The organism is Azospirillum sp. Sh1 (genome assembly GCF_008365135.1).
In the GTDB taxonomy this organism is placed as follows: domain Bacteria; phylum Pseudomonadota; class Alphaproteobacteria; order Azospirillales; family Azospirillaceae; genus Azospirillum; species Azospirillum oryzae.
Genome location: NZ_VTTK01000010.1, coordinates 173,991 through 195,610, shown reverse-complemented (window position 1 = coordinate 195,610; position 21,620 = coordinate 173,991). Strand labels below are relative to the sequence as shown.

At 65.3% G+C, this 21,620-nt stretch carries 18 protein-coding genes; 8 read left to right on the top strand and 10 right to left on the bottom strand.

Annotated features, from left to right (window positions below; genetic code table 11):
• Positions 1-109: 109 nt before the first annotated feature.
• A complete protein-coding gene (locus tag FZ029_RS13250; protein WP_149196892.1) occupies positions 110-325 on the bottom strand; it encodes a hypothetical protein in 216 nt (71 codons plus the stop codon).
• Positions 326-514: 189 nt separating this feature from the next.
• Between FZ029_RS13250 and FZ029_RS13245 the strand changes: the two genes are divergently transcribed.
• The 3 genes from FZ029_RS13245 to FZ029_RS13235 all read left to right on the top strand — a co-directional run bounded on the left by FZ029_RS13245 (position 515) and on the right by FZ029_RS13235 (position 4,829).
• On the top strand, positions 515-3,160 hold the full coding sequence (locus FZ029_RS13245) for a glycosyltransferase (RefSeq protein WP_149269647.1): 2,646 nt from the start codon (positions 515-517) through the stop codon (positions 3,158-3,160).
• A 200-nt stretch (positions 3,161-3,360) separates the two neighbouring features.
• A complete protein-coding gene (locus tag FZ029_RS13240) occupies positions 3,361-4,443 on the top strand; it encodes a phosphotransferase family protein (RefSeq protein WP_149269646.1) in 1,083 nt (360 codons plus the stop codon).
• Positions 4,443-4,829, top strand: coding sequence for a DUF6285 domain-containing protein (locus FZ029_RS13235; RefSeq protein WP_149269645.1), 387 nt, complete (start codon positions 4,443-4,445; stop codon positions 4,827-4,829). The genes FZ029_RS13240 and FZ029_RS13235 overlap by 1 nt, the downstream gene beginning before the upstream one ends.
• Positions 4,830-4,875: 46 nt before the next feature.
• Here FZ029_RS13235 and FZ029_RS13230 read toward each other — a convergent pair whose 3' ends face one another.
• Complete coding sequence (locus FZ029_RS13230) at positions 4,876-5,892, bottom strand: sensor domain-containing diguanylate cyclase (protein ID WP_149269644.1); 1,017 nt, start codon at positions 5,890-5,892, stop codon at positions 4,876-4,878.
• A gap of 394 nt (positions 5,893-6,286) precedes the next feature.
• Between FZ029_RS13230 and uvrB the strand changes: the two genes are divergently transcribed.
• The 3 genes from uvrB to FZ029_RS13215 all read left to right on the top strand — a co-directional run bounded on the left by uvrB (position 6,287) and on the right by FZ029_RS13215 (position 10,331).
• Complete coding sequence (uvrB, locus tag FZ029_RS13225) at positions 6,287-8,428, top strand: excinuclease ABC subunit UvrB (RefSeq protein WP_149269643.1); 2,142 nt, start codon at positions 6,287-6,289, stop codon at positions 8,426-8,428.
• A gap of 94 nt (positions 8,429-8,522) precedes the next feature.
• Positions 8,523-9,422: a lytic transglycosylase domain-containing protein gene (locus FZ029_RS13220; protein ID WP_247892293.1), complete on the top strand. Its 900-nt coding sequence runs from the start codon at positions 8,523-8,525 to the stop codon at positions 9,420-9,422.
• 51 nt (positions 9,423-9,473) lie between these two features.
• Positions 9,474-10,331 (top strand): alpha/beta hydrolase, encoded by an 858-nt coding sequence (locus FZ029_RS13215; RefSeq protein WP_343075095.1) that lies wholly within the window; start codon positions 9,474-9,476, stop codon positions 10,329-10,331.
• A gap of 42 nt (positions 10,332-10,373) precedes the next feature.
• Here the strand turns inward: FZ029_RS13215 and FZ029_RS13210 are convergent, their stop codons facing one another.
• Positions 10,374-11,438 (bottom strand): alpha/beta hydrolase, encoded by a 1,065-nt coding sequence (locus tag FZ029_RS13210; RefSeq protein ID WP_247892292.1) that lies wholly within the window; start codon positions 11,436-11,438, stop codon positions 10,374-10,376.
• Positions 11,439-11,775: 337 nt separating this feature from the next.
• Here FZ029_RS13210 and FZ029_RS13205 point away from each other — a divergent pair, with 337 nt between their 5' ends.
• Positions 11,776-12,219, top strand: a complete 444-nt coding sequence (locus tag FZ029_RS13205) for a hypothetical protein (protein ID WP_246457416.1) — start codon at positions 11,776-11,778, stop codon at positions 12,217-12,219.
• A gap of 3 nt (positions 12,220-12,222) precedes the next feature.
• Here FZ029_RS13205 and FZ029_RS13200 read toward each other — a convergent pair whose 3' ends face one another.
• From FZ029_RS13200 to FZ029_RS13180, 5 genes are all read right to left on the bottom strand, one after another.
• Positions 12,223-12,867: a GNAT family N-acetyltransferase gene (locus tag FZ029_RS13200; RefSeq protein WP_149269641.1), complete on the bottom strand. Its 645-nt coding sequence runs from the start codon at positions 12,865-12,867 to the stop codon at positions 12,223-12,225.
• Between the two features lie 658 nt (positions 12,868-13,525).
• Positions 13,526-14,872 (bottom strand): globin-coupled sensor protein, encoded by a 1,347-nt coding sequence (locus FZ029_RS13195; protein ID WP_149196904.1) that lies wholly within the window; start codon positions 14,870-14,872, stop codon positions 13,526-13,528.
• A gap of 356 nt (positions 14,873-15,228) precedes the next feature.
• On the bottom strand, positions 15,229-16,119 hold the full coding sequence (rpoH, locus tag FZ029_RS13190; protein WP_085089494.1) for an RNA polymerase sigma factor RpoH: 891 nt from the start codon (positions 16,117-16,119) through the stop codon (positions 15,229-15,231).
• A gap of 726 nt (positions 16,120-16,845) precedes the next feature.
• Positions 16,846-17,256: a MucR family transcriptional regulator gene (locus FZ029_RS13185; protein WP_149269640.1), complete on the bottom strand. Its 411-nt coding sequence runs from the start codon at positions 17,254-17,256 to the stop codon at positions 16,846-16,848.
• Positions 17,257-17,291: 35 nt separating this feature from the next.
• Entirely contained in the window at positions 17,292-17,567 is a 276-nt protein-coding gene (locus FZ029_RS13180; protein ID WP_012974184.1) for an HU family DNA-binding protein, read from the bottom strand.
• 435 nt (positions 17,568-18,002) lie between these two features.
• On the opposite strand from FZ029_RS13180, the gene FZ029_RS13175 reads away from it, so the two are divergent.
• Positions 18,003-18,995, top strand: coding sequence for a TerC family protein (locus FZ029_RS13175; RefSeq protein ID WP_149196906.1), 993 nt, complete (start codon positions 18,003-18,005; stop codon positions 18,993-18,995).
• Between the two features lie 52 nt (positions 18,996-19,047).
• On the opposite strand, the gene FZ029_RS13170 is transcribed toward FZ029_RS13175, so the two are convergent.
• Together FZ029_RS13170 and FZ029_RS13165 are read right to left on the bottom strand one after the other, a co-directional pair.
• A complete protein-coding gene (locus FZ029_RS13170) occupies positions 19,048-19,506 on the bottom strand; it encodes a hypothetical protein (RefSeq protein WP_149269639.1) in 459 nt (152 codons plus the stop codon).
• 1 nt (position 19,507) lies between these two features.
• Positions 19,508-21,460, bottom strand: a complete 1,953-nt coding sequence (locus FZ029_RS13165) for an acetoacetate--CoA ligase (protein ID WP_149269638.1) — start codon at positions 21,458-21,460, stop codon at positions 19,508-19,510.
• Positions 21,461-21,620 lie beyond the last annotated feature (160 nt).

Sequence of the window (21,620 nt, the reverse complement as noted above, 5' to 3'; positions counted from 1 at the left end):
ATCCAGGAAAAACACAGCCCAGCGCAATTCGTCACGCCCGACCCGTCTATCGCTTCCCTCTCATGTTAGCGCCTATGGGAGGGTTGGGGAGGGGGCAGCGGGCATTCGCTCACTTGTCGGTCTTGTCGACGTACCTGTCGGCCTTCTTCTGATCCTCGGCGGCTTCGCGGGACATCTCCTCGCCGATCTTGGGGTCGATGCGCTTGGCTTCCTCGATCAGGTCGCGCGCCTTGCGGGGATCGCCGCCGGCGGCCTTGTCCAGTGCCTGTTCGGCCAGATCGTGGGCCTTCTTGTGTTCCGGACTGTCTTCGTGACGGGTGGCCATGGGGCGCTCTCCTGTGTTTTTGGGAGTATGGAACCGGACGTTGTCCAACAGGAGGCGACCGGCAGGGTTCCGTTCTCCGCAGCGCACAAAAAATTTTCGGAAGTGACGGAATAGGGAAGTCGGTCTGCCCGTTTGTGCGGATGTCCGGTGGCGAACGTCCACCCAGCAACAGGGCAACGCGAACTCCCCATGAGCAACCCGAAGAACTCGATCCGGCGCGCAGCCATCGCCGCCGCACTGCTGGCCGTGACCGCCGGCCACGCGTCCTTCTGGTCCTGGCGCAACGCGCCCACGGCGGTGGACGCGGAACCCGGCCGCATAGAATCGGTGTCCTACTCGCCCTCGGGGCGCAATTACGATCCCAATCACCAGCCGATCGTCCCGCGCAAGGACATCGAGAAGGACATGACCGCCATCGCCGGCTTCGCCGATGGCGTTCGTACCTACTCGACGCTCGGCTCGCAGGGCGAGGTGCCGGAGATCGCGGTGTCCAAGGGGCTGGACGTCACGCTCGGCATCTGGCTGAGCAAGGACAAGGTCCGCAACGAGCGGGAGGTGATGCACGGCATCGCGCTGGCCAAGGAATTCCGCGGCATCAAGCGCATCGTCGTCGGCAACGAGACTCTGCTGCGCGCCGAACTGACGGATGCCGAGCTGGCCGGCTACATCAAGCGTGTGCGCGCCGCCGTTCCGGCTTCGATCAAGGTCGGCACCGCCGACGTGTGGTCTGAAATGGTCAAGGCCGACGCCACGGTGAAGGCGTCCGACTTCATGGGCGTCCACGTGCTGCCCTACTGGGAAGGCGTGCCGGTCACCGATGCGCTGACCTGGATCCGCGACCGGCTCGACACCGTGCGCAAGGCGCATCCGGGCAAGCCGCTGTTCGTCGGCGAAGTGGGCTGGCCTTCGGGCGGCGAGAACTTCCACGACGCCTACCCGACGCCGGAGGCGCAGGCCGCGGTCGTCCGCGGGTTCGCGGCGGAAGCCAATGCGCTCGGCATCCATTACAACGTCGTCGAGGCCTTCGACGGCATCTGGAAGTCGACCATCGAAGGCTCGCCCGGCCCGACCTGGGGCGTGCTGGATGCCGACCGCCAGCCGAAATGGTCGATGACCGGCGCCGTCGCCGCCCCCTATGGCGAGCGGGTCGGTGCGGGCGTGGCGCTCGCCGTCGGTCTGGCCCTGTCGGCTTTCGCCGTCTTCCGTCGCCGGACCAATGCCGGCTTCGCGCTGGCCGCCTCGCTGGGCGCCAACATCATCGGCTTTGCCATCGGCTCCGCCGTCGCCGGCGCCTTCGCCGAATATCTGACCTTCGGTGCGGTCACCACCTGGGGCTCCGCCTTCGCGCTGGGCGCCCTGATGATGAGCGTCGCCTTCGCCGATCTGGTGGATGTCGCCCGCCGGCTGCTGACCGGCCGCGCCCCGGCGCTGCTGCCGCATGCCGTGCCCAGCATCGACCACAAGCCGATGGTCTCCATCCACGTCGCCGCCTGCCGCGAGCAGCCGGACGTCCTGAACGCCACGCTGGCCTCGCTGTCGCGGCTGGACTACCCGAACTACGAGGTCGTCGTCCTCATCAACAACACCGAGGAGGAGCATCTGGTCCGTCCGGTAGAGGAGATGTGCCAGGCGCTGGGGCGCAAGTTCAAGTTCCACTGGTACAAGAAGATCTCCGGCTTCAAGGCCGGCGCCCTGAACGCCGCCCTGCGCCACACCGATCCGTCGGCCGAGATCGTCGCCGTGCTGGATGCCGACTACACCGTGTCGCCCGACTGGCTGTCGAAGCTGGCTCCGACCTTCGCCGATCCGTCGGTCGGCATCGTCCAGGCTCCGCAGGAACACCGCGATGGCCACGAGACCGCGCTGAAGTCGGCGATGACCGCCGAATACCGCCCCTTCTTCGACGTCGGCATGCAGGAAGGCGTCTCCTCCCAGGCCTTCATCTGCCACGGCACGATGATCATGCTGCGCCGCTCGGCGATGGATCAGGTCGGCGGCTGGTCGGAAGCCGGCATCTGCGAGGACACCGAATTGGGCCTGCGCATCCTGTCGGCCGGCTACCGCGCCGCCTATACCGACGAGCGGCTCGGCGCCGGTCTGGCCCCGGACAACTTCATGCAGTTCCGCAAGCAGCGCGACCGCTGGGTGTTCGGCTCCACGCAGATCGTCCGGGCCCACTGGAAGAAGTTCCTGCCGGGTGCGGCCGAGCTGAGCGCGCGGCAGAAGCTGGGCTACGTCACCAACTGGATCCGCTGGTGGTCCGACGCCGTCGGCCTGTTCGCCGCCGCCGCCGCCGTGGTCTGGACCTTCGCCTCGCTGGTTCTGCCGCTGCACCTGCCGCCGGTGGCCGCAACCGCCGCCGTGCTGGGTGCCCTGGTGCTCCGCGCCGGCTCCAGCCTGCTGGCCTCGCGTTACGCCTCCGGCAACAGCTGGAAGGAAAGCCTGGGCGCCTGCGCCGTCGGCATGGCGCTCTCCACCACGGTCGCCCTGGCCGTCGTCCGCGGTCTGGTTCGCAAGCACGACGCCTTCCGGGTGACCGCCAAGGGCGGCAAGCGCACCGCCGGCCGCTTCTGCGCCAAGCCCGAAGCATGGCTGTCCGCCGCGCTGGTCGCCTCGTCGGCCACCGCCGCCCTGGTCAACCCGCTGGGCACCCTGTCGCTGGAGCTGTGGTCGGTTCTGCTCGCCGCGATGGCGGTCCCGAACCTGATGGCCGTCGCCTTCGGTATCGGTGACATGCTGCCGGTCCGCGAGGCCAAGCCGGCGCCGGTCCCCGCCACCCAGCAGGCCGCCACGGCCGGCCAGGAGCAGGGGACGAACCAGCCGATCGCGGCGTAACGCCTCTCCGCATCACGCCGACCGACGGCCCCTTTCCCGCCTGCAAGGGCGGGGGAGGGGCCGACTTTTTTGGGGGTAGAGTCGCTTTTCCCACCAAGGTGAAACTTGTCGGCAACAGCGCTTCGTGCCTACCATCGGCGGCTGAAATCGATAAGGACGCGCGGACCAACGCGCCAAGCAACCTCTGGAGGGAGAACGCCATGCATGTCGTCAAAGCGTCCGACCAGTCGCCGCCGTCGCTGCTGTCGGGCGACAATCGCGTTCGTCTGGAAAATTGGCTGGCCGCACAGGCCGGCGCATCCCGCGTCGTGGTGACTGAGGATGGACGGCTCGGCGGTGGCGCGATCTCCCTGAACCTTGCGGTGACCTTGGACATCGATGGCGGGTCGCTTGCCGGCCGGCATGCCTGCGTGCTGCGGGCCGAGGGCGGCGGGCGTATTTCGGCCAGCATCGGCAAGCTGCGGGAATTCGTGGTGCTGCGCGCCGCTTTTGCCGGCGGCGTGATGGCGCCCGAACCGCTGTTCGCCTGCGACGACCCGGCCGTGCTTGGCCATGACTTCTACATCATGCGCCGCGCCGATGGGCTGGGCGCCGGCCATGCGGTGACGCGGTCGGAAGCGGCCCAGCCGGAACTGGCGCGCGAACTTGGCCGACAGCTTGGCCGGCTGCACCGGATCACCCCGGAGACCGAGGGGCTGGAGAGGCTGGGCGAGGCGCCGGAATGCCCGGCGCAGGAGACGCTGGCTCAGTATCGCCGCTGGTTCGGCGACCTTGGACGCCGCGATCCGGTGATCGCCTGGGGCCTGCGCTGGATGGAGGTCAACGCTCCGCTGCCGGGTGCGGTGGTGCTGTGCCATCGCGATTTCCGAACCGGCAACTATCTGGTCAAGGACGGTGCGCTGACAGCGATCCTGGATTGGGAGTTCGCCGGGTTCAGCGACCCGATGGAGGATCTGGGCTGGTTCTGCGCCCGCTCCTGGCGGTTCCGCCGGCCCGACCGAGAGGCGGGGGGCATCGCCGACCGTGCGGACTTCTATGCCGGCTATGAGGAGACCTCCGGCCGCCGCGTCGATCCCGCGCGCGTCGCCTATTGGGAGACGGCCGCTTACCTGCGCTGGGCGGCCATCGCGGTGGAGCAGGGGCTGCGTCACAGCTCCGGCGCCGAATCTTCGTTGGAGCTGGCGCTGACCGGGCGGATGCTGCCGGAAATCGAACTGGACATGCTGCGCCATCTCCGCGCCATCGGCAGCATGGCGTCCGGAGCGGTGGAGAAGGTGGCCTGATGCGCACCAATCCCGACGCCCGCGGTCTGCTGCAGATCGCCGCCTCCACCTTCCGGTCCGACGTTCTTCCCCATGTGGCGCCGGAGGCGCGCTTTGCCGCCCTGATGGTCGCCAACGCGCTGGAAATCGCCGAGCGCGAGTTGAAGGGGCTGGATGCCGCCGGTCATTCGATGCTGGGCGCGCTCGCCCTGCTCTATGGCGAAGACGCCGACGACGGCCTGTCCGGCGACGATCTGCGCAAGCGTGTGGAGGCTTTGCAGCACCGCCTGTGCATCGAGATCGCCGCCGGAGACTTCGACCACGAGGGCCAGGACGTGCTGATGGATTCGCTGGAGGCCATCGTACAGGCTCGTCTGGGGATATCGAACCCGAAGGCGTTGGGGTAGGGGCGTCGGGGTCGGGCCGTCAGGTTGGGGTGCTGCCCGGCCCCCATCAGGCCTTGCGCGTTTTCCGTTCCCGCTTCACCTCGTACATGGCGGCATCGGCCGCCCGCAGCGCGGCCTCCACATTGACGATGCGGGGGTCGGCGGCGGTGGGGCCGAAGCTTGCGCCGGAATAGTGCAGGGTGATGCCGTGCAACTGGTAGTCCCCGATCAGCAACGGGGCCAAGCGGTTGCACAAGGCCTCCGCAGCCGCCTGACCTTCGGCGTCACCGGATGGACCCAGGCCGGTGACGATGAATTCGTCGCCGCCGAAGCGGGCAAGGATGTCTCCTGCCCGGAGGCCGGCCGACAGTCGCTTGCCCACCTCGATCAGGAACTCATCGCCGATTTCGTGGCCATGGTGGTCGTTGATCGCCTTGAACCCATCGAGGTCGATGAAGGCGATCAGGACCGTCTGCCCTGTCCGCTCGGCATCGTTGAACAGGCGGTCCATCTCTTTCAGAAGGAAGCGGCGGTTGGGCAGTCCGGTCAGCACGTCGGTGAAGGAATGGGCCTCCAGCGCGGTATTGACGGTTTGAAGGTTTTCGAGAAGCTGTTCCCGCTCCACATGCAGGCCGATCAGCGAGGAGAAGAGGCGGAGTACCTGCTCTCCCTTCGGGGTCAGTGGCTTGCGCTCCGACCCTGCGGCACACAGGGTTCCGAACAAAGTGCCGTCATTCAGCCGAACCGGAGTGCTGACATAGGTCTGGATACCGAGAGCCTTGGCGGCGTCGCAGTCGCCCCACAGAGTCGGCACATCGTCGGTATGGAACCGTCCTTCGTCGAGCGCGCGCTTGCACAGGGTTCCCTCCCAGGGAACGACGAGCCCTTCGGGAATCTGCATTGTCTTGGTGTTGTAGGCGAACAGAACGCGTTGCACACCCAGTTCCCGGTCGATGCGGGTCAGGTAGGTCGCTTCCAGTTCCGTTACCGCTTCCAACAGGCTCAGCAGAGGACGGGTCAGGTCTTCGACCGAACGGGCGGAGGTGAGTGTGTCGGAAATCTCGGAGAAGAACTTGTCTGACATGGACGATCCGCCGAATGCACAACAACAGCCAATCCACGAAACGCCGCAGCCGCAAGTTGTGGCTGCGCTTGTGCAAGGGTGGCCTTGTATTGACCCCTTTGGACAGGCTTCGTGAACCGCATCTACTTCACACTCTAAACGGCACAATGCCATACTGTATTGCGCCGTTCAAGCTATCGAGCGTTCCGCACTGGTACGATCAACTTGCGCGCCATTTATGCGAGGTTTCCCGTCCGCTGATGATCGTGGATCGAAGCGTCTCAGGAAGTCGAGCTTCGGAATGTTCGTGCATCATATCGCAATTGCCGCTCAGCCTGCGCTCGACAGACGGGGGCGTTGCGGCCATATAATCGGTTCCCGTTCCGTACCCCTCCTCTGATCGGATCGCCGCCCCATGGCAAGTCCTGTCCTGTCCGCAATTCCCGCCAGGCCGCTCGCGAAGCTGGAAGCCGGAAAGCAGTTCGTCATCTCGTCGGAATTCCAACCTGCGGGCGACCAGCCGAACGCCATCGAGGAACTGACCGCCGGGCTGCGGCAGGGCGAGAAGGATCAGGTGCTCCTGGGCGTCACCGGGTCGGGCAAGACCTTCACCATGGCGCACGTCATCCAGACGGTGCAGCGTCCGACGCTGATTTTGGCGCCCAACAAGACGCTGGCGGCGCAGCTGTATGGCGAGATGAAGTCCTTTTTCCCGAACAATGCGGTGGAATACTTCGTCTCCTACTATGATTATTATCAGCCTGAAGCCTACGTCCCGCGCACCGACACGTATATCGAGAAGGAGTCCTCGATCAACGAGCAGATCGACCGCATGCGCCACTCGGCGACGCGGGCTCTGCTGGAGCGGGACGACGTCATCATCGTCGCGTCGGTGTCCTGCATCTATGGTATCGGTTCGGTCGAAACCTATTCGGAGATGACGGTCGATCTGCGCAAGGGCGAGGTGATCGCCCAGCCCGAGTTGCTGCGCAAGCTGACCGAGCTTCAATACAAGCGCAACGATGCCGCCTTCGGCCGTGGTCTGTTCCGCGTGCGCGGCGACACGGTGGAACTGTTCCCGGCCCACATGGAAGACCGGGCGTGGCGCATCTCGCTGTTCGGCGACGAGATCGAGGGCATCCACGAGATCGACCCGCTGACCGGCGAGAAGCTGGCGGCGCTGGAGGCCGTGCGCGTCTATCCGAACAGCCACTATGTGACGCCGAAGCCGACGCTGAATCAGGCGATCAATCAGATCAAGAAGGACCTGAAGGACCGGCTGGAGGAGTTCGCCGCCGAAGGCAAGCTGCTGGAGGCGCAACGGCTGGAGCAGCGCACCACCTTCGACATCGAGATGATGGCGGCCACCGGTTCCTGCGCCGGCATCGAGAATTATTCCCGCTATCTGACCGGCCGCGCAGCGGGTGATCCGCCGCCGACCCTGTTCGAGTATCTGCCGGGCGACGCTCTGCTGATCGTTGACGAGAGCCACGTCATGGTGCCGCAGATCGGCGGCATGTATCGCGGCGACTTGGTGCGTAAATCGACGCTGTCCGATTACGGCTTCCGCTTGCCCAGCGCCAAGGACAACCGGCCGCTGAAGTTCGAGGAATGGGAGGGCATGCGGCCGCAGACGGTCTTCGTCTCGGCCACCCCCGGCCCGTGGGAGTTGGAGCGTACCGGCGGCGTCTTCACCGAGCAGTTGGTTCGCCCGACCGGTCTGATCGACCCGCCGGTGATCGTTCGCCCGACCGAAACGCAGGTCGATGACCTGATCGGCGAGTGCAAGGAGGTGGTCGCCAAGGGCTATCGCGTGCTGGTCACCACCCTGACCAAGAAGATGGCCGAGGCGCTGACCGAGTACATGCACGAGGCGGGATTGCGCGTGCGCTACATCCACTCCGACGTGGAGACGCTGGAGCGCATCGAGATCATCCGCGACCTGCGGCTCGGCGCCTACGACGTGCTGGTCGGCATCAACCTGCTGCGCGAGGGGTTGGACATCCCGGAATGCGCGCTGGTGGCGATCCTGGACGCCGACAAGGAAGGTTATCTGCGCAGCAAGACCTCGCTGATCCAGACCATCGGCCGTGCGGCGCGCAACGTCGATGGCCGGGCCATCCTCTATGCCGACAAGATCACCGACAGCATGAAATACGCCATCGACGAGACGGCGCGCCGCCGCGAAAAGCAGATGGCCTACAACCTTGAACACGGCATCACGCCGGAATCGGTGAAGAAGGCCATCGGCGACATCCTGGAAAGCGTGTTCGAGCGCGGCGACCATGTGACGGTGAAGACCGGCCTGAATGCCAACGAACTGGTCGGGCACAACCTCAAGAACGTCATCGCCGATCTGGAAAAGCGCATGCGCGCCGCCGCCGCCGATCTGGAATTCGAAGAGGCCGCCCGCCTGCGCGACGAGCTGCGCCGGCTGGAGGCGATGGATCTGGGGCTGGAGACGCCCGGCAGCATCGGCATCAGCAGTGCCCGCCAGGGCCGCGGTATTCCCGAAGGTGCCCCGAAGAAGCAGGGTCGCCGCCGCCGCGGGCCATAACCCACGCTTGTCGACCCACCCTTGTCCTGAACAGGTTGCAACACCATACTTCCGCTTCCCGTAGCGTGGAGCGGGATCGCAGGAGGGTTGTGGGTTGCTTTTTCGTCGTGTCGTGATGGTGCCGCTGATCGCGCTGGCGCTGTGTGGCGTCGGCATCGGGGGGGTATCCATCGCCGAGGCGGCGGATGCGAAATCCGCGGCGAAGCCGAATGCGGTGGCCGAACTGCCGCCGCCTTCGCTGAAAAGTAAATCCGGCGATTGCGAACTGGCGGAACAGGGCGACGCCGACGCCGCCTTCCGGCTGGCCCGCCGCTACCTGTTCGGCAAGGGCGTGCGCAAGGACCGGCGGCTCGGCACCGCATGGCTGCGGGCCGCCGCGTCGCGCGGCCATCCGGAGGCGCGGCGGCTGGTCAACTATGTTCCCGGCCGCATGGGGCGCATCCGTCCCTGGTGCCGTCCCGGTGCCGGTCCGGTGCGTGAGATCGGTCCTCCCCCGGCGGAGGTGGTGGCGCTGGTAAACTCCATCGCGCCGAAATACGGCATCGATCCGGCGCTGGTGCTGGCGGTGATCCAGGCGGAAAGCGCCTTCCGCACCGATGCGGTATCGCCGAAGGACGCTGCGGGCCTGATGCAGTTGATCCCCGACACGGCCGACCGGTTCGGCGTTGGCGACGTCTTCGACCCGAAGCAGAACATCACCGGCGGGGTGAAGTATCTGCGCTGGCTGCTGGCTTATTTTCAGGGCGACGTGACGCTGGCGCTGGCCGGCTACAACGCCGGCGAACGGGCGGTAGACCGCTACAAGGGCGTTCCTCCCTATGCGGAGACGCGCAACTATGTCCGTGTCATCCGCCGCCTTTATGACGATACCCGGCATCCCTTTGATCGAACGGTGGCCGAGCCGTCGCCGGCGCTGCCCGCCATCCGCGCCGCCTCCGGTGGCGATGCGGAGGCGGAGTTGCCACGCGGCGCCAAATCGCCGAAAAAGGGATGAGCCCCGTTGAACCGGGAAGTCGAATCCGAACAGGAGTGCCCGCCCGTGCCGATGTCCGAACGCAACGTCCTCGGCCTCAGCGCCGCCGGGTTTCACAAGATCGCCTACACCCAGTGGGGGCGTGACGACGCCGCGCGGACGGCAGTGTGCGTTCATGGACTGACCCGCAACGGTCGGGACTTCGACCGGCTGGCTCTGGCGCTGGCCGACGGCTGGCGGGTGGCATGCCCGGACGTGGTCGGGCGCGGGCGTAGCGACTGGCTGCCGGTTCCGGCGCTCTACGGCTATCCGCAATATTGCGCCGACATGGTGGCGCTGATCGCCCGCATGGGGGTGGAGACGGTCGATTGGGTCGGCACGTCCATGGGCGGGCTGATCGGCATGACTCTGGCGGCGCAGGCCAACAGCCCGATCCGCCGCATGGTCATCAACGATGTCGGTCCCTTCATCGCCCAGGCCGGATTGCAGCGGATCGCCGATTATGTCGGCAAGGACCCGGTGTTCGAGGATCTGCCGGCACTGGAATCCTATTTGCGCTTCATCCTTATGGGCTTCGGTACGATCAGCGACGAATGCTGGCGCCACATGGCGGAGCACAGCGCCCGTCCACTGCCCGACGGCCGTTTCCGCCTTGCCTATGATCCCGCCATCGGCGAGGCGTTCAAGACCGCGCCCATTGCCGACGTCGATCTGTGGGCGCTGTGGGACCGGGTGCGTTGCCCGGTGCTGGTCCTGCGCGGCGCGGATTCGGACCTGTTGAGCGCCGAGACGGCGGAGCGGATGGCGGAGCGTGGACCGGGAGCGTCCGGTCTGGTGCGGGTGGTGGAATTCCCCAACACCGGCCACGCCCCGTCCCTGATGACGGACGAGCAGATCGCGATCGTCCGCAACTTCCTCGCCGAGGGCTGAGGAGGAGAGGGCGGTGGGCCGTGCGCCCGCCGCCCTGGAAGGTCAGTTCACCCGGCGCAGCACGGTGTCGAGCCGGCCGTGGCCGTCCTTGTCCAGCCAACTGGCGGCAACGCGGCCGTCAGGGCGCAGGCGGTAGCGCAGGATGTTGCGGCCCTTCTCGTCGAAGACCAGTTCGCCATTCTCGATCCGGCCCTTGCGGCGCACCCGTTCGAAGGGCTGGTCGGCTTCCATGCCGACGCCCAGCACATAGTCGGCATAGACGGCGTCGCCCTCCGCCTTTTCCACCGACAGCGCGACCTCGCGGCCGTTGATGTAGCTGCCGTACCACGTGCCCATATAGGGGCGGAGCGCCGCGGTGGCGTCATTGCCCTTGGCGGAGCCCGACGCGTTGGCGGGCAGGGCGGCCTGCAGCAGTTCCGCGCTGGGGCTGCGACCCCAGGATTCGTCGCAGGGCGGATCGTTCGGAGTCGGCGGCTCCTCGGCGAAGCGGACGATGCAGGCGCCGAAGCGGCGGACGAACAGGCCCGTGTTGGCGGCGCCATGGCCGGTCAGCAGCGACGGCTGGTCGACGATCATGCTGCTCAGCCCGCGCTGAGACAGGATGTTGCGGGCCGGCTCGGCACGTCCGCCCGGATCGAAATCGTCGCCGTGGAAGAAGAACATCATCACCCGCGCCCGGCGAACCTCACGCAGGATCGGCCAGAGCTGGGCTGCATTCTCGCGGTAGCTGTCGAAAGCCTCGGTGAAATTGCCGAAGGCGGCAGGGGCGGTGGCGATGATGGCGTCGATGGCGTTGGTCTGTCCGGCGGCGATCAACGAGATGAAGGCGCCGAAGGATTGGCCGGTCAGGGCGACCCGGCGATAGCCCTTGGCCTTCAGCGCTTCCGAATAGCTGGCAAGTGCACGGGAACTGTTGGGCAGCGTGTCGCTGACGCGCATGCGGTCCAACCGGTAGACGTCCCAGCCGGCGTCGCGCAGCGCCTTCATGTAGAGCGGGGTGGGAGCCTCCGAATCCTCGGAGTCCACCGAACGGCCGTGGCTCCACACCACCGCGCCGCGCGCCCTCGCCGGGCCGACCAGTGACGCCTCCCCATAAGCGGATTTCAAAACGATCTGGGCCGCTGCCGGGTGGGCTACTGTCAAGCCCGACGCAACAGCAATCCCGATCACCGCAACCAGTCCGAAAACAGCTCCCCGTAGTGTCCGAATCATCCCGACCGATCCCCCTGTACTGCGAGTCGGTTCAGGATTGCCTTGGTTCGTTAACGCGACCTTTCCGGCATTCCCGCTGTCACGGCCGCCCGATTTTTGTCACAGGCAGCATCGCAAATAAGAATGACTCGCAATTGAAATGGAGAGGCGCTAGGATGCTCCTGCAACCGGATGAAGGAGCTGCGGTATGTGCGGGACGATGGAAGAAGGGCGGCCGTCGCCATGGACTGTGATGGACCTGACGACGGCCGAACGGGCGCTGTTGACCGGCGTCCGACAGTGGTTCCGCGCCGGCACCGCCGGAGCGATGGCGTCGATGCGCATCGGGCTGAACGTGGCCGGCGTGCCGAACACGGCCCTGCTGCCGCTGTTCGCGCTGCTCGGCACCTTCGCGGTGGCGGGGGCCCGCAAGCCTGAGATCCGTTGCCCGGCCTGCACCCGCATCAGTGCCGACGAGGCGGCACTGCTGGATTCCCTGGCTGCGGTCCAGGGCGGCGATGCGGAGGTGGCGGCGCAGTTGTTCGACCGTTGGCTTCCGCCGGTGGCGCTGTGCATGGCAGTCGATGCAATGGGCGAGTTGGGCAATATCCTGGATGGCGCCCGCATCTTCCTGCCGCGCAGGCGGGCGGCCAGGCTGGTGCCCCTTCCGGTCGGTGCGGCGTTAGCAGCGGAATAGCGGTCAGTCCCCGGCAAGCCGCAGGCAACGACCGTTGTCGGGAGCTGCCGTGGCGGACTCCGCCCCTTCGGTCAGCCGCTTGTGCAGAAGCCACTGGTCGATGGCGACGCGGACCAGCCGTCCCTCGGGCGTATGGTAAAGGAACTGGCCGCGTTCCCGACCACAATGTTCGTATCCCAACCGCTCATAAAAGGGCAGGACGCCGGCATTGTCGCGGTCGACGCCCAATTCGGCGTAGGGGACGGCGCGCTGGATCACGACCCGCTCGGCCGCCCGCACCAGCCGGCCGCCGATGCCCAACCCTCGGAACGGCTGGAACACCCGCAAAGCCCACAGCGTGGCCCGGCCACTCGGCCGCTTGCGCAGGAAGTCGATGCAGATCTGGCCGACGGGGAAGCCATTGACGTCGGCCAACAGCATTGAGCCGTCGCCCCGCTCCTGCAGACGGAAGGCACCCGCTATGATCTCGCGATGGGGTGTGTGCTGGCCGTACCACTCCAAGGTCGGCAAATCTTCCTGTCTTGCCTGACGGATCGTCAATGGCAAAGCAAGGATGGCGCGCTTGCCGCCGTTCTCTTCCGATTCCGCACCAACGCAGTCGTTGTTGGCCGTGCCGCAGGGGCCGGTACGGCGGTGTGCAGTTGCCATGATGCCGATGCCTCGCAGGTTCTTTCCCGCTGCATGCCGTCGATTGGACAGCGACTTTCGGTGACAACCCTACACGGCACGCGGTCGTTCCCACGCGACGCTGTCGGGATAAGGCTTTTGGACAGGCGGAGCCATTCAACGGATGCAGCGAAAGTCTCTAAAATTTTCATATAAACAAAAGTAAATAAATATAGACCGTGGTGGGATGAAGGCGAAGGCTTTCAGATGAAGAGTGGCCTATGAATTCGTCATCGAGTTGAGTGACGGAAGTCTTATTGACGCGACCTGGTATGTGCTGATACCTCTTTTGGACAGAGAGGTATCCTCTTCCAGAGTGAGAATCTAAATAAATTCTCTAAAATGCAAGAAATTGGGCGGGGGTAAGATCATGATGAGAATTGTCAATCTGGGACGTACGGGGCTGTTCGTGGCGATGCGGGGAGGTATTCTCACCAGCCTGGGCGGTCGCAGTCATTGGCGCAGTGCCGAAGATGTTCGGCGCGCCGCTCAGGCCGAGAATATTCCGGTCAGCGACCTGGTAGTTCGCACGATGCCGTGAGCCACCGTATTCAGGCGGAATTCAAAGTTCAAAGCATCCATATGAAAATGGCGCGTTCCGTGGAACGCGCCATTTTCATTTCGAGACCGGAGGACCGGATCAGCCGGCGCGGACGCGGGCAAGGAAACGTTCGACCTCTGTCCGCAATGTGTTGGACTGGCGAGACAACTCGTTGGTCGCCTCCAGCACTTCACGGGCCTCTTCCCCGGCATTGTTGGCGGAGGCGTTCACCGCGACAATGGTCTCGCTGACCTCGCGGGTACCGATCGAGGCCTGCTGGACGTTGCGGGCGATCTCGGTCGTGGCGGCACCCTGTTCCTCCATGGCGGTGGCGATGGAGGTGGAGATCTCGTTGATGCGGGCGATGGTGCCGGAGATGGAGCGGATGGCGCCGACCGCCTCCTGAGTCGCACCCTGGACGGCCCCGATCTGCGAGTTGATCTCTTCCGTCGCCTTGGCGGTCTGGTTGGCGAGGCTCTTCACCTCGCTGGCCACGACGGCGAAGCCCTTGCCCGCCTCGCCCGCGCGCGCCGCCTCGATGGTGGCGTTCAACGCCAGCAGGTTGGTCTGGCTGGCGATGTCGTGGATCAGCTTCACCACCTGACCGATGCGGCTGGCGGCGTCGGCAAGCCCCTGGACAGTGGCGTTGGTGCGTTCGGCCTCCGTCATCGCGGCGTTGGCGATGGCGGCCGACTGGGTCACCTGATGGCTGATTTCGCCGATGGAGGCGGTCAATTCCTCCGCCGCCGCAGCGACGGTCTGGATGTTGACGGATGCCTCTTCGGCGGCGGCGGCGACCTGGGTCGACTGCTCGCTCGTCGTCTCGGCAGTGCGGCTCATCGCCTGGGCGGTGCCCTGGAGCTGCTGGGCGGCGCTCGCCACCGCCTGGACCACGCCCTTCACCTCGCGCTCGAAGCTGTCGGCGGTGCTGCCCAGTTCACGCGCGATGATCGCCGCAGTGTTCAGATCGATATAGACCGACGTGGCGAGGTCCATGTCCAGGAACACCGCCTTGTTGATGGCCTGAAGGAGCTGCGACAGCTTTTCCGGCTTCTTGCGGTGGATCTGGGCAGCGAGTTCGATCAACTTGTTCAGGGTGAAGCAGTAGGCGCCCGTATACCAGCGCGGTTCAAGCCCGATGCGCTGGTGGGTCTGACCGATCTTCAGAACCTGGCTGACATAGGCCTCGTCGAAGGTGCCGGTGAAGACGTTGCGCAGCCAGTGCTGCTTCTGCAGATCGCGCGCCCGGCCGGTCACTGCTGGATTGACCAGCATCGGCGCCACCTGCGGCACCGAACGGAGGTAGCCGTAGAATTCCTCGAGAATCTGATCGATGCGCTGCGCCAGATAGGGTTGGAACTCCCGCAGGGTCGCCTTCGTCGCCTCGTCGATGCGCAGGAAGGTGATGCGGTCAATGATCGATTGAGTCTGGGCAGCGTGCGACATGGAGCCCCTCTCCCATTTGAGATATGACTAGCGTACTAAGTATTGGAGAAAATGCAATCTTTCCCGCGAGCGGCACATCATGCGCAAGCATTCGCATCTTTGAACCGGTCACTTTGTCGCACAGCACCCAAAAGCAGCAACAAACGCAACGTGTGACAACGGACTGAGACCCGGCGATAGCCTGTCCGCGCAAGAAAATGCCGGCGGGCCAAGGGCGCCGCCGGCGTGAAGGTGACAGGTCTGGAGGCAACTGGCGGGCGGAAAGCCCGCGGCAACGATGCGGTGACCGACCGGCTGGCCGGCTCCGCAAGACGCCCGTCCGGCATCGCGTCCGCCTGACGGGACAATCGGCTGGGTCAGGCCACCATCGGCGTGGCCGGACGGCGCAGGGCCTGCGCGGCGCTGAGCACCGCCTTCTGGAGCTTTTCGAAAGCCCGCACCTCGATCTGGCGTACCCGTTCGCGCGACACCGAAAACTGTTGGCTCAGCGCTTCCAGAGTGGAGGGATCGTCCTTCAGGCGGCGTTCGAAAAGGATGCGGCGCTCACGGGCATCCAGCCGGTCTAGCGCCTGCCCGACCAGCCGGCGGCGCAGCGCCAGTTCGTCGGCGTCGGCCAGCATGGTGTCCTGGGTGGGGCGGTCGTCGGCCAGCAGTTCCAGCCAGTTGGTTTCGCCATCGGTCGACAGGGTGGCGTCCAGCGAGCTGTCGTTGGCGGCCAGGCGGCGGTTCATCTCCACCACCTCGGTCTCCGGCACATCCAGCTCGGCGGCGATGGTGGCCACGGTCTCCGGCGACAGGTCGCCCTGTTCCAGTTCGGCCATCTGGCTCTTCAGGCGGCGCAGGTTGAAGAACAGCTTCTTCTGCGCGGCGGTGGTGCCCATTTTCACCAGCGACCAGCTGTGCAGAATGTATTCCTGGATCGCGGCGCGGATCCACCAGGTGGCATAGGTGGCGAAACGGAAGCCGCGCTGCGGATCGAATTTCTGGGCCGCCTGCATCAGGCCGACATTGCCTTCGGCGACCAGATCGACGAGCGGCAGGCCATAGCCGCCGAAGCCGCGGGCGATCTTGATGACGAGGCGGAGGTGGCTGCCCACGAGCTGTTCCAGGGCCTGCGGGCTTCCGCGCTCCCGCCAGGCAATGGCTAGGTCGCGTTCGACATCCGGCGCAAGGATGGGGAAGCGCTTGGACTCCTCGATGTAGCGGGTCAGGCTGGCGTTTTCACCGGTCAGCAGTTTCTTCAGCACGCGAATGCCTCCTCTCCAACGCTTCCTGGGACGGCCGATTTTCGACGGCCGGCCCATGTCGGGGCCCATGGCGGGGTCGCCTTAGAGGCGATTGTCCATCGGCGGACGCAGGAATATCGTCCGTCGCTTCGGCTCTGGCTGGTTTTAGTTTGTTGTGGGGTTCGTATTTCGCCCGGTGTCTCAAGGAACTGCGTCCTTTCGACAATGTTAATGTGGCCGCGTAAATGCGGCGGATCAACCCTGTAAAGGGCGTGTTCCGGGTGTTTTTCGGCGTATACCCAAGCTCTTCTTCCACCCGCACCGGCAGTCTGGGGGAGGAGGCAATCCTATGACCCAAGACCTTCGGCAAGGTGCCTTTCGGGCAGGTATCACCCTTCCAGTCGGCTGGCATCGTTCCGGGCGGGCCGCCCTTGATATGCCACCGTCATACCGCATCTGCGAAGTGGATCGGCGGCAGGTCGGCCACCGGTCGACAGACATAGCGGGAGGCGACTGTGCCTCTGCGGCGAGGAAAGTGATAGGACCGTCTACGGCCCATGAACCCTACCGGAACCCTAGATGGGAAGGCCGAGGCGCTTCGCTACCTGAACATTGGTCATAGGCCATCAAACAGGAACGGGGTAGCCCGCGTGAAGGTTCCTTGTACGGACCGTCGGCAGCGCGCGGACAAAGAAAAAGGCGCGCCCCCAGGGACGCGCCTTTCTGGACAGCCGAGGGCGTAAGCCGTTATTCGGCCGCCGCACGCTTGCGGCCAAGCCCGAGCTTGGTCGCCATTTCCGAACGCGCCTTGGCGTAATTCGGGGCGACCATCGGGTATTCCGGCGGCAGGCCCCACTTGGCGCGATATTCATCCGGCGTCATGTCATAGACGGTCTTCAGATGCCGCTTCAGCATCTTCAGCTTCTTCCCGTCTTCCAGGCAGACGATGAATTCCGGCGTGACCGACTTCTTGATCGCGACCGCGGGAATCAGTTCGGCCTTGGCAGGGGCCGGCTTGTCGTCGCCCAGATTGCGGAATGCCACCTGGACGCTGTTGATCAGCGTGGGCAGATCCTGAACCGGCACCGAGTTGTTGCCGACATAGGCGGCGACGACCTTGGCGGTCAGCGATTGCAGTTCGGTTTGATCGATGGACATTGCTGCGCTCCCCCTGGGACGTGGTTGCGGGCGGATCAGCCGTTCACCAGATCGCGCAGCTGCTTGGCCGGCTTGAACTTCGGAGCCTTGGAGGCGGCGATCGCCACGACTTCGCCGGTGCGCGGGTTGCGGCCTTCACGGGCGGCGCGCTCGGCCACCTCGAAGATGCCGAAACCGGCCAGCCGCACATCTTCGCCGCGGCCCAGCGCGCCGGAGATGCCCTCGAACACAGCCTGAACGACCTTGGCCGCGTCGGCCTTCTTGATGCCGGCGTTGGTGGCGACGGTTTCGATCAGCTCGGCCTGGTTCATGCAAAACTCCATTTGTTCGGTTTGGTTTCGGTTTTTCGGAGTTATTGGCAGAACGGCACCATCCGCACAAGAGCGAACACAGATTGGGCAACCATCGGTGTTTTTCTTGCCGGTCATTTCTTGGCTATCTGTGGCGGCATTGCATCAAGCGCCGAGTCCCGGTGCCGTTCCCACCCATACCGCCGCAGTTTTCCGCAGTGCGGCCGGCATGCCGACGCTGCCGGCGGTGCGACTCGCAAAGGCCAGCGGAAGACGCCGTGCGGTGTTTTTGCTTTCGCCGCCTCGTCGCTGCTTGCCGCCATCTTGACCTGCGGCGGGGCGACACCATCTGCGAGAAAGTTCGGGTCCGGGCCCCTCTGACGGCCGAGGCGTCGGTCGTGATGTCGGAACCGCTTGATCTCACCGCTCACGCAGCGTCATCAAGTGGGTTTTGCGATGGATGGTTTGTTTGCAACGATTTTCCTGGAATTTCTGGGAAAACCGGTTTGGATTTGGCTCGTCTTCGTTGGGATCGTCCTGACGCTTCTGGTTTTGGACTTGGGCGTTCTCAACCGACGCGACCATGTCATCGGCGTCGGTGAAAGCCTGAAGCTCTCCGCCTTCTACATCGCGGTCGCCATGCTGTTCGGCGGCTGGGTCTGGTGGTCGATGGGTGGCGAGGCCGGGTTGCAGTACTACACGGGCTTCTTTGTCGAAAAGAGCCTGTCGCTGGACAATGTCTTCGTCATATCGCTGATCTTCAGCTATTTCGCCGTGCCCCGCGAACTGCAGCATCGTGTGCTGTTCTGGGGCATCCTGGGCGTCATCGTGCTGCGTGGCCTGATGATCGGCGCCGGTGCCGCTCTGGTGTCCGAATTCCACTGGATCCTCTATGTCTTCGGCGCTTTCCTGCTGCTGACCGGCATCAAGATGCTGTTCGCGAAGGATGATGAGACCGACATCGGCGAGAATGCCGCGCTGCGGTTCCTGAAGCGCCACATCCGCGTCACCGACCGCTTCCACGGCCATCACTTCATCGTCAAACAGCCGGTGGGCGACAGCGGCGTGATGCGCTGGACGGCCACGCCGCTGCTGCTGGCATTGATCATGGTGGAACTGGCCGATCTGGTCTTCGCGGTCGACAGCGTGCCGGCGATCTTCGCCATCACCACCGACCCGTATCTGGTCTACACCAGCAACATCTTCGCCATCCTGGGCCTGCGTGCGCTGTACTTTGCCCTGGCTGCGATGGTCCACCGATTCCGTTACCTGAAATACGCGCTGGCATTGGTCCTGGTGTTCATCGGCGGCAAGATCTTCTACACGCAATTCTTCGGCAAGCCCGACCCGCTGATCGCGCTGGGCGTCACCTTCGCCCTGATCGGCGGCGGCGTGGTGGTGTCGCTGTGGAAGACCAGCCGCGAGACCAGGGCCGCGGCTGCCGAGTAAACGGGTTCGGCGAAACGGGGGGGCGGCACACGGGTGCCGCCCCTTGTCACGTTCAGAATCCCAGCCTCGCCAGTTCGGCGATGCTCTCCGCCGCATCGCGGTGGAGGATGAAGCGTCCGCCGGCCGCCTCCCACGGATCGCGGGCCTTCTCGCGGTCATCGACCAGGATGGCCCCGGGACTGGCGTAGCGCGCCTTGTCGCGAGCCATGCAGGTGATGACCGGCACCTCGGCCCCCAGCATGCGGGCGACCCAGCGCTTCTTCTGGTCGGGTGCCCAGCTGCCCAAGGGCAGGCCGGTCAGGATGGTCGGCCGATGCGGCGCGCAGAAATTCCAAAGCTCCTGCGCGTCGTGCATGAAGTCCAGCGTGCCGAAAAAGTCGGAGTGGCGGGACAGGGCCTGCCACATCTCCTTCATCGGCAGCTGTTCCGGCCGCTTGCCGGTGACCGCGACCACGCCGCGGTCGAAATCGGCAAGCACGCCGTCCAGGTCGAGGAACAGCGGCGGCGCCACCTCACGCCCCGCTCAGTTCCGTCCGTTCGCGGAACTCGTCGAGCGCCTGCGGATTGGACAGCGCCTCGGTGTTCTTGATCGGACGGCCGTGGACGGCGTCGCGCACCGCCAGTTCGGTGATCTTGCCGGAGCGGGTGCGCGGGATGTCGGTGACCTGGACGATCTTCGCCGGGACATGGCGGGGGGAGCAGTTGTCCTTGATCCGCTTGCGGATGGTGGCGGCCAGCGCCTCGTCCAGCTTCAGCCCCTCGCGCAGGACGACGAACAGCACGACGCGCACGTCGCCGTCCCATTCCTGGCCGATGCAGACCGCCTCCATGATTTCCGGCAGCTGTTCGACCTGGCGGTAGATCTCCGCCGTGCCGATGCGCACGCCGCCGGGGTTCAGCACCGCATCCGAACGGCCGTAGATCACCCAGCCGCCATGCTCGGTCTGCTCGATGAAGTCGCCATGGACCCAAACATTGGGAAAACGGTCGAAATAGGCGGAACGGTACTTCGACCCGTCCGGATCGGCCCAGAAACCAATGGGCATGCTGGGGAAGGGACGGGTGCAGACCAGTTCGCCCTTCTCGCCGCGCACGGCGTGGCCGTTGTCGTCGAACGCCTCCACCGCCATGCCGAGGCCGCGCGTCTGGATCTCGCCCTTCCAAACCGGGGAGATCGGGTTGCCCAGCACGAAACAGGACATGATGTCGGTGCCGCCGCTGATCGAGGCGAGGTGGATGTCCTGCTTGATCGAGCGATAGACGAACTCGAAGTTCTCCGGCATCAGCGGCGAGCCGGTGGAGGCCAGGGCGCGTACGCTTGCGAGCGAGTGCGTCTTCATCGGCTCCAGCCCCGACTTCTCCAGCGACTGGATGAATTTGGCCGAGGTGCCGAACAGGGTCACCTGCTCCGCATCGGCATAGTCGAACAGGATGTTGCCGGTGGGGGCGAAGGGCGACCCGTCATAGAGGACCAGCGTCGTGCCGCTGGCCAGCCCGGTCACCAGCCAGTTCCACATCATCCAGCCGCAGGTGGTGAAGTAGAACAGACGGTCGCCGGGCTTCAGGTCGCAATGCAGCCGGTGCTCCTTCACATGCTGAAGGATGGTGCCGCCGGTGCCGTGGACGATGCATTTCGGCTTTCCGGTGGTGCCGGACGAATAGAGGATGAACAGCGGATGGTCGAAGGCGACGCGCTCGAAGGTCGGCTCGACCGCCGAGTGGGGCGCCATGAAGTCTTGGAAACCGACGGCGCCGGGGATCATCGACAGGTCGGGTGCCTTGTCGACATAGGGGACGATGACGGTGGCGACGACGGTCGGCAGGTCCTTCAGCACCTCCGCCACCTTGGCACGGACGTCGTGGCTCTTGCCGTTGTACCAGTAGGCGTCGGGGGCGAAGACCACCTTCGGCTCGATCTGGCCGAAGCGGTCGGTGATGCCCTGGATGCCGAAGTCGGGCGAGCAGGAGGACCAGACCGCGCCCAGGCTGGTGGTGGCGATCATCGCCGCCAGCGTTTCCGGCATGTTCGGCATGATGGCGGCGACGCGGTCGCCCTTGCCGACGCCCTTGGCCTTCAGCGCCTGCTGCAGACGGGAGACGGTGGCCTTCAGTTCCGCCCCGCTCCAGCGGTACTTGACCTTGTCCTCGCCCCAGAAGATGACGGCGTTGTCGTCCGGTGCGCCGGCCAGCAGGTTCTCGGCATAGCTGAGACGGGCTTCGGGGAACCAGCGGGCGCCCGGCATCTTGTCGCCGTCCAGCAGATCGACGCTGCCGAGGTCGCCGGTCAGCCCGGCCCACTCCCACAGGAAGCGCCAGAACCGCTCCTTCTCCGCGATCGACCAGTTGTAGAGCGCGTCGTAATCGTCCAGCCGCAGTCCGAATCGCGCATTCGCCGCCTCGCGGAAAGCGGTCAGGTTGGCCTGCGCGATGCGCTCCTCACTCGGGCTCCACAGCGGAGTGTCCATTCTCGGTTCCCTCAGCGTCTCGTTGTCCGCCGGCGCCAGCCGCCGGCTCACCTGCCGGGTTGCTTGTTCGTGCCCCGGATTGCCGTGCAGCATAGCGCATGGCCGCCCCGGTTGTCTTTCCCCGGGTGGATGAAACGGGATGGCAGGGGCAGGAGCAAGG

What these genes read in the sequence shown, in the direction of transcription:
- FZ029_RS13205 (WP_246457416.1), top strand. Translation starts at nt 11,776, where the DNA reads ATGGACCTGACGACGGCCGAACGGGCGCTGTTGACCGGCGTCCGACAG.
- FZ029_RS13250 (WP_149196892.1), bottom strand. Translation starts at nt 325, where the DNA reads ATGGCCACCCGTCACGAAGACAGTCCGGAACACAAGAAGGCCCACGAT.
- FZ029_RS13195 (WP_149196904.1), bottom strand. Translation starts at nt 14,872, where the DNA reads ATGTCGCACGCTGCCCAGACTCAATCGATCATTGACCGCATCACCTTC.
- FZ029_RS13175 (WP_149196906.1), top strand. Translation starts at nt 18,003, where the DNA reads ATGGATGGTTTGTTTGCAACGATTTTCCTGGAATTTCTGGGAAAACCG.
- FZ029_RS13245 (WP_149269647.1), top strand. Translation starts at nt 515, where the DNA reads ATGAGCAACCCGAAGAACTCGATCCGGCGCGCAGCCATCGCCGCCGCA.
- FZ029_RS13180 (WP_012974184.1), bottom strand. Translation starts at nt 17,567, where the DNA reads ATGAACCAGGCCGAGCTGATCGAAACCGTCGCCACCAACGCCGGCATC.
- FZ029_RS13240 (WP_149269646.1), top strand. Translation starts at nt 3,361, where the DNA reads ATGCATGTCGTCAAAGCGTCCGACCAGTCGCCGCCGTCGCTGCTGTCG.
- uvrB (WP_149269643.1), top strand. Translation starts at nt 6,287, where the DNA reads ATGGCAAGTCCTGTCCTGTCCGCAATTCCCGCCAGGCCGCTCGCGAAG.
- FZ029_RS13200 (WP_149269641.1), bottom strand. Translation starts at nt 12,867, where the DNA reads ATGGCAACTGCACACCGCCGTACCGGCCCCTGCGGCACGGCCAACAAC.
- FZ029_RS13185 (WP_149269640.1), bottom strand. Translation starts at nt 17,256, where the DNA reads ATGTCCATCGATCAAACCGAACTGCAATCGCTGACCGCCAAGGTCGTC.
- FZ029_RS13165 (WP_149269638.1), bottom strand. Translation starts at nt 21,460, where the DNA reads ATGGACACTCCGCTGTGGAGCCCGAGTGAGGAGCGCATCGCGCAGGCC.
- FZ029_RS13215 (WP_343075095.1), top strand. Translation starts at nt 9,474, where the DNA reads ATGTCCGAACGCAACGTCCTCGGCCTCAGCGCCGCCGGGTTTCACAAG.
- FZ029_RS13230 (WP_149269644.1), bottom strand. Translation starts at nt 5,892, where the DNA reads ATGTCAGACAAGTTCTTCTCCGAGATTTCCGACACACTCACCTCCGCC.
- FZ029_RS13235 (WP_149269645.1), top strand. Translation starts at nt 4,443, where the DNA reads ATGCGCACCAATCCCGACGCCCGCGGTCTGCTGCAGATCGCCGCCTCC.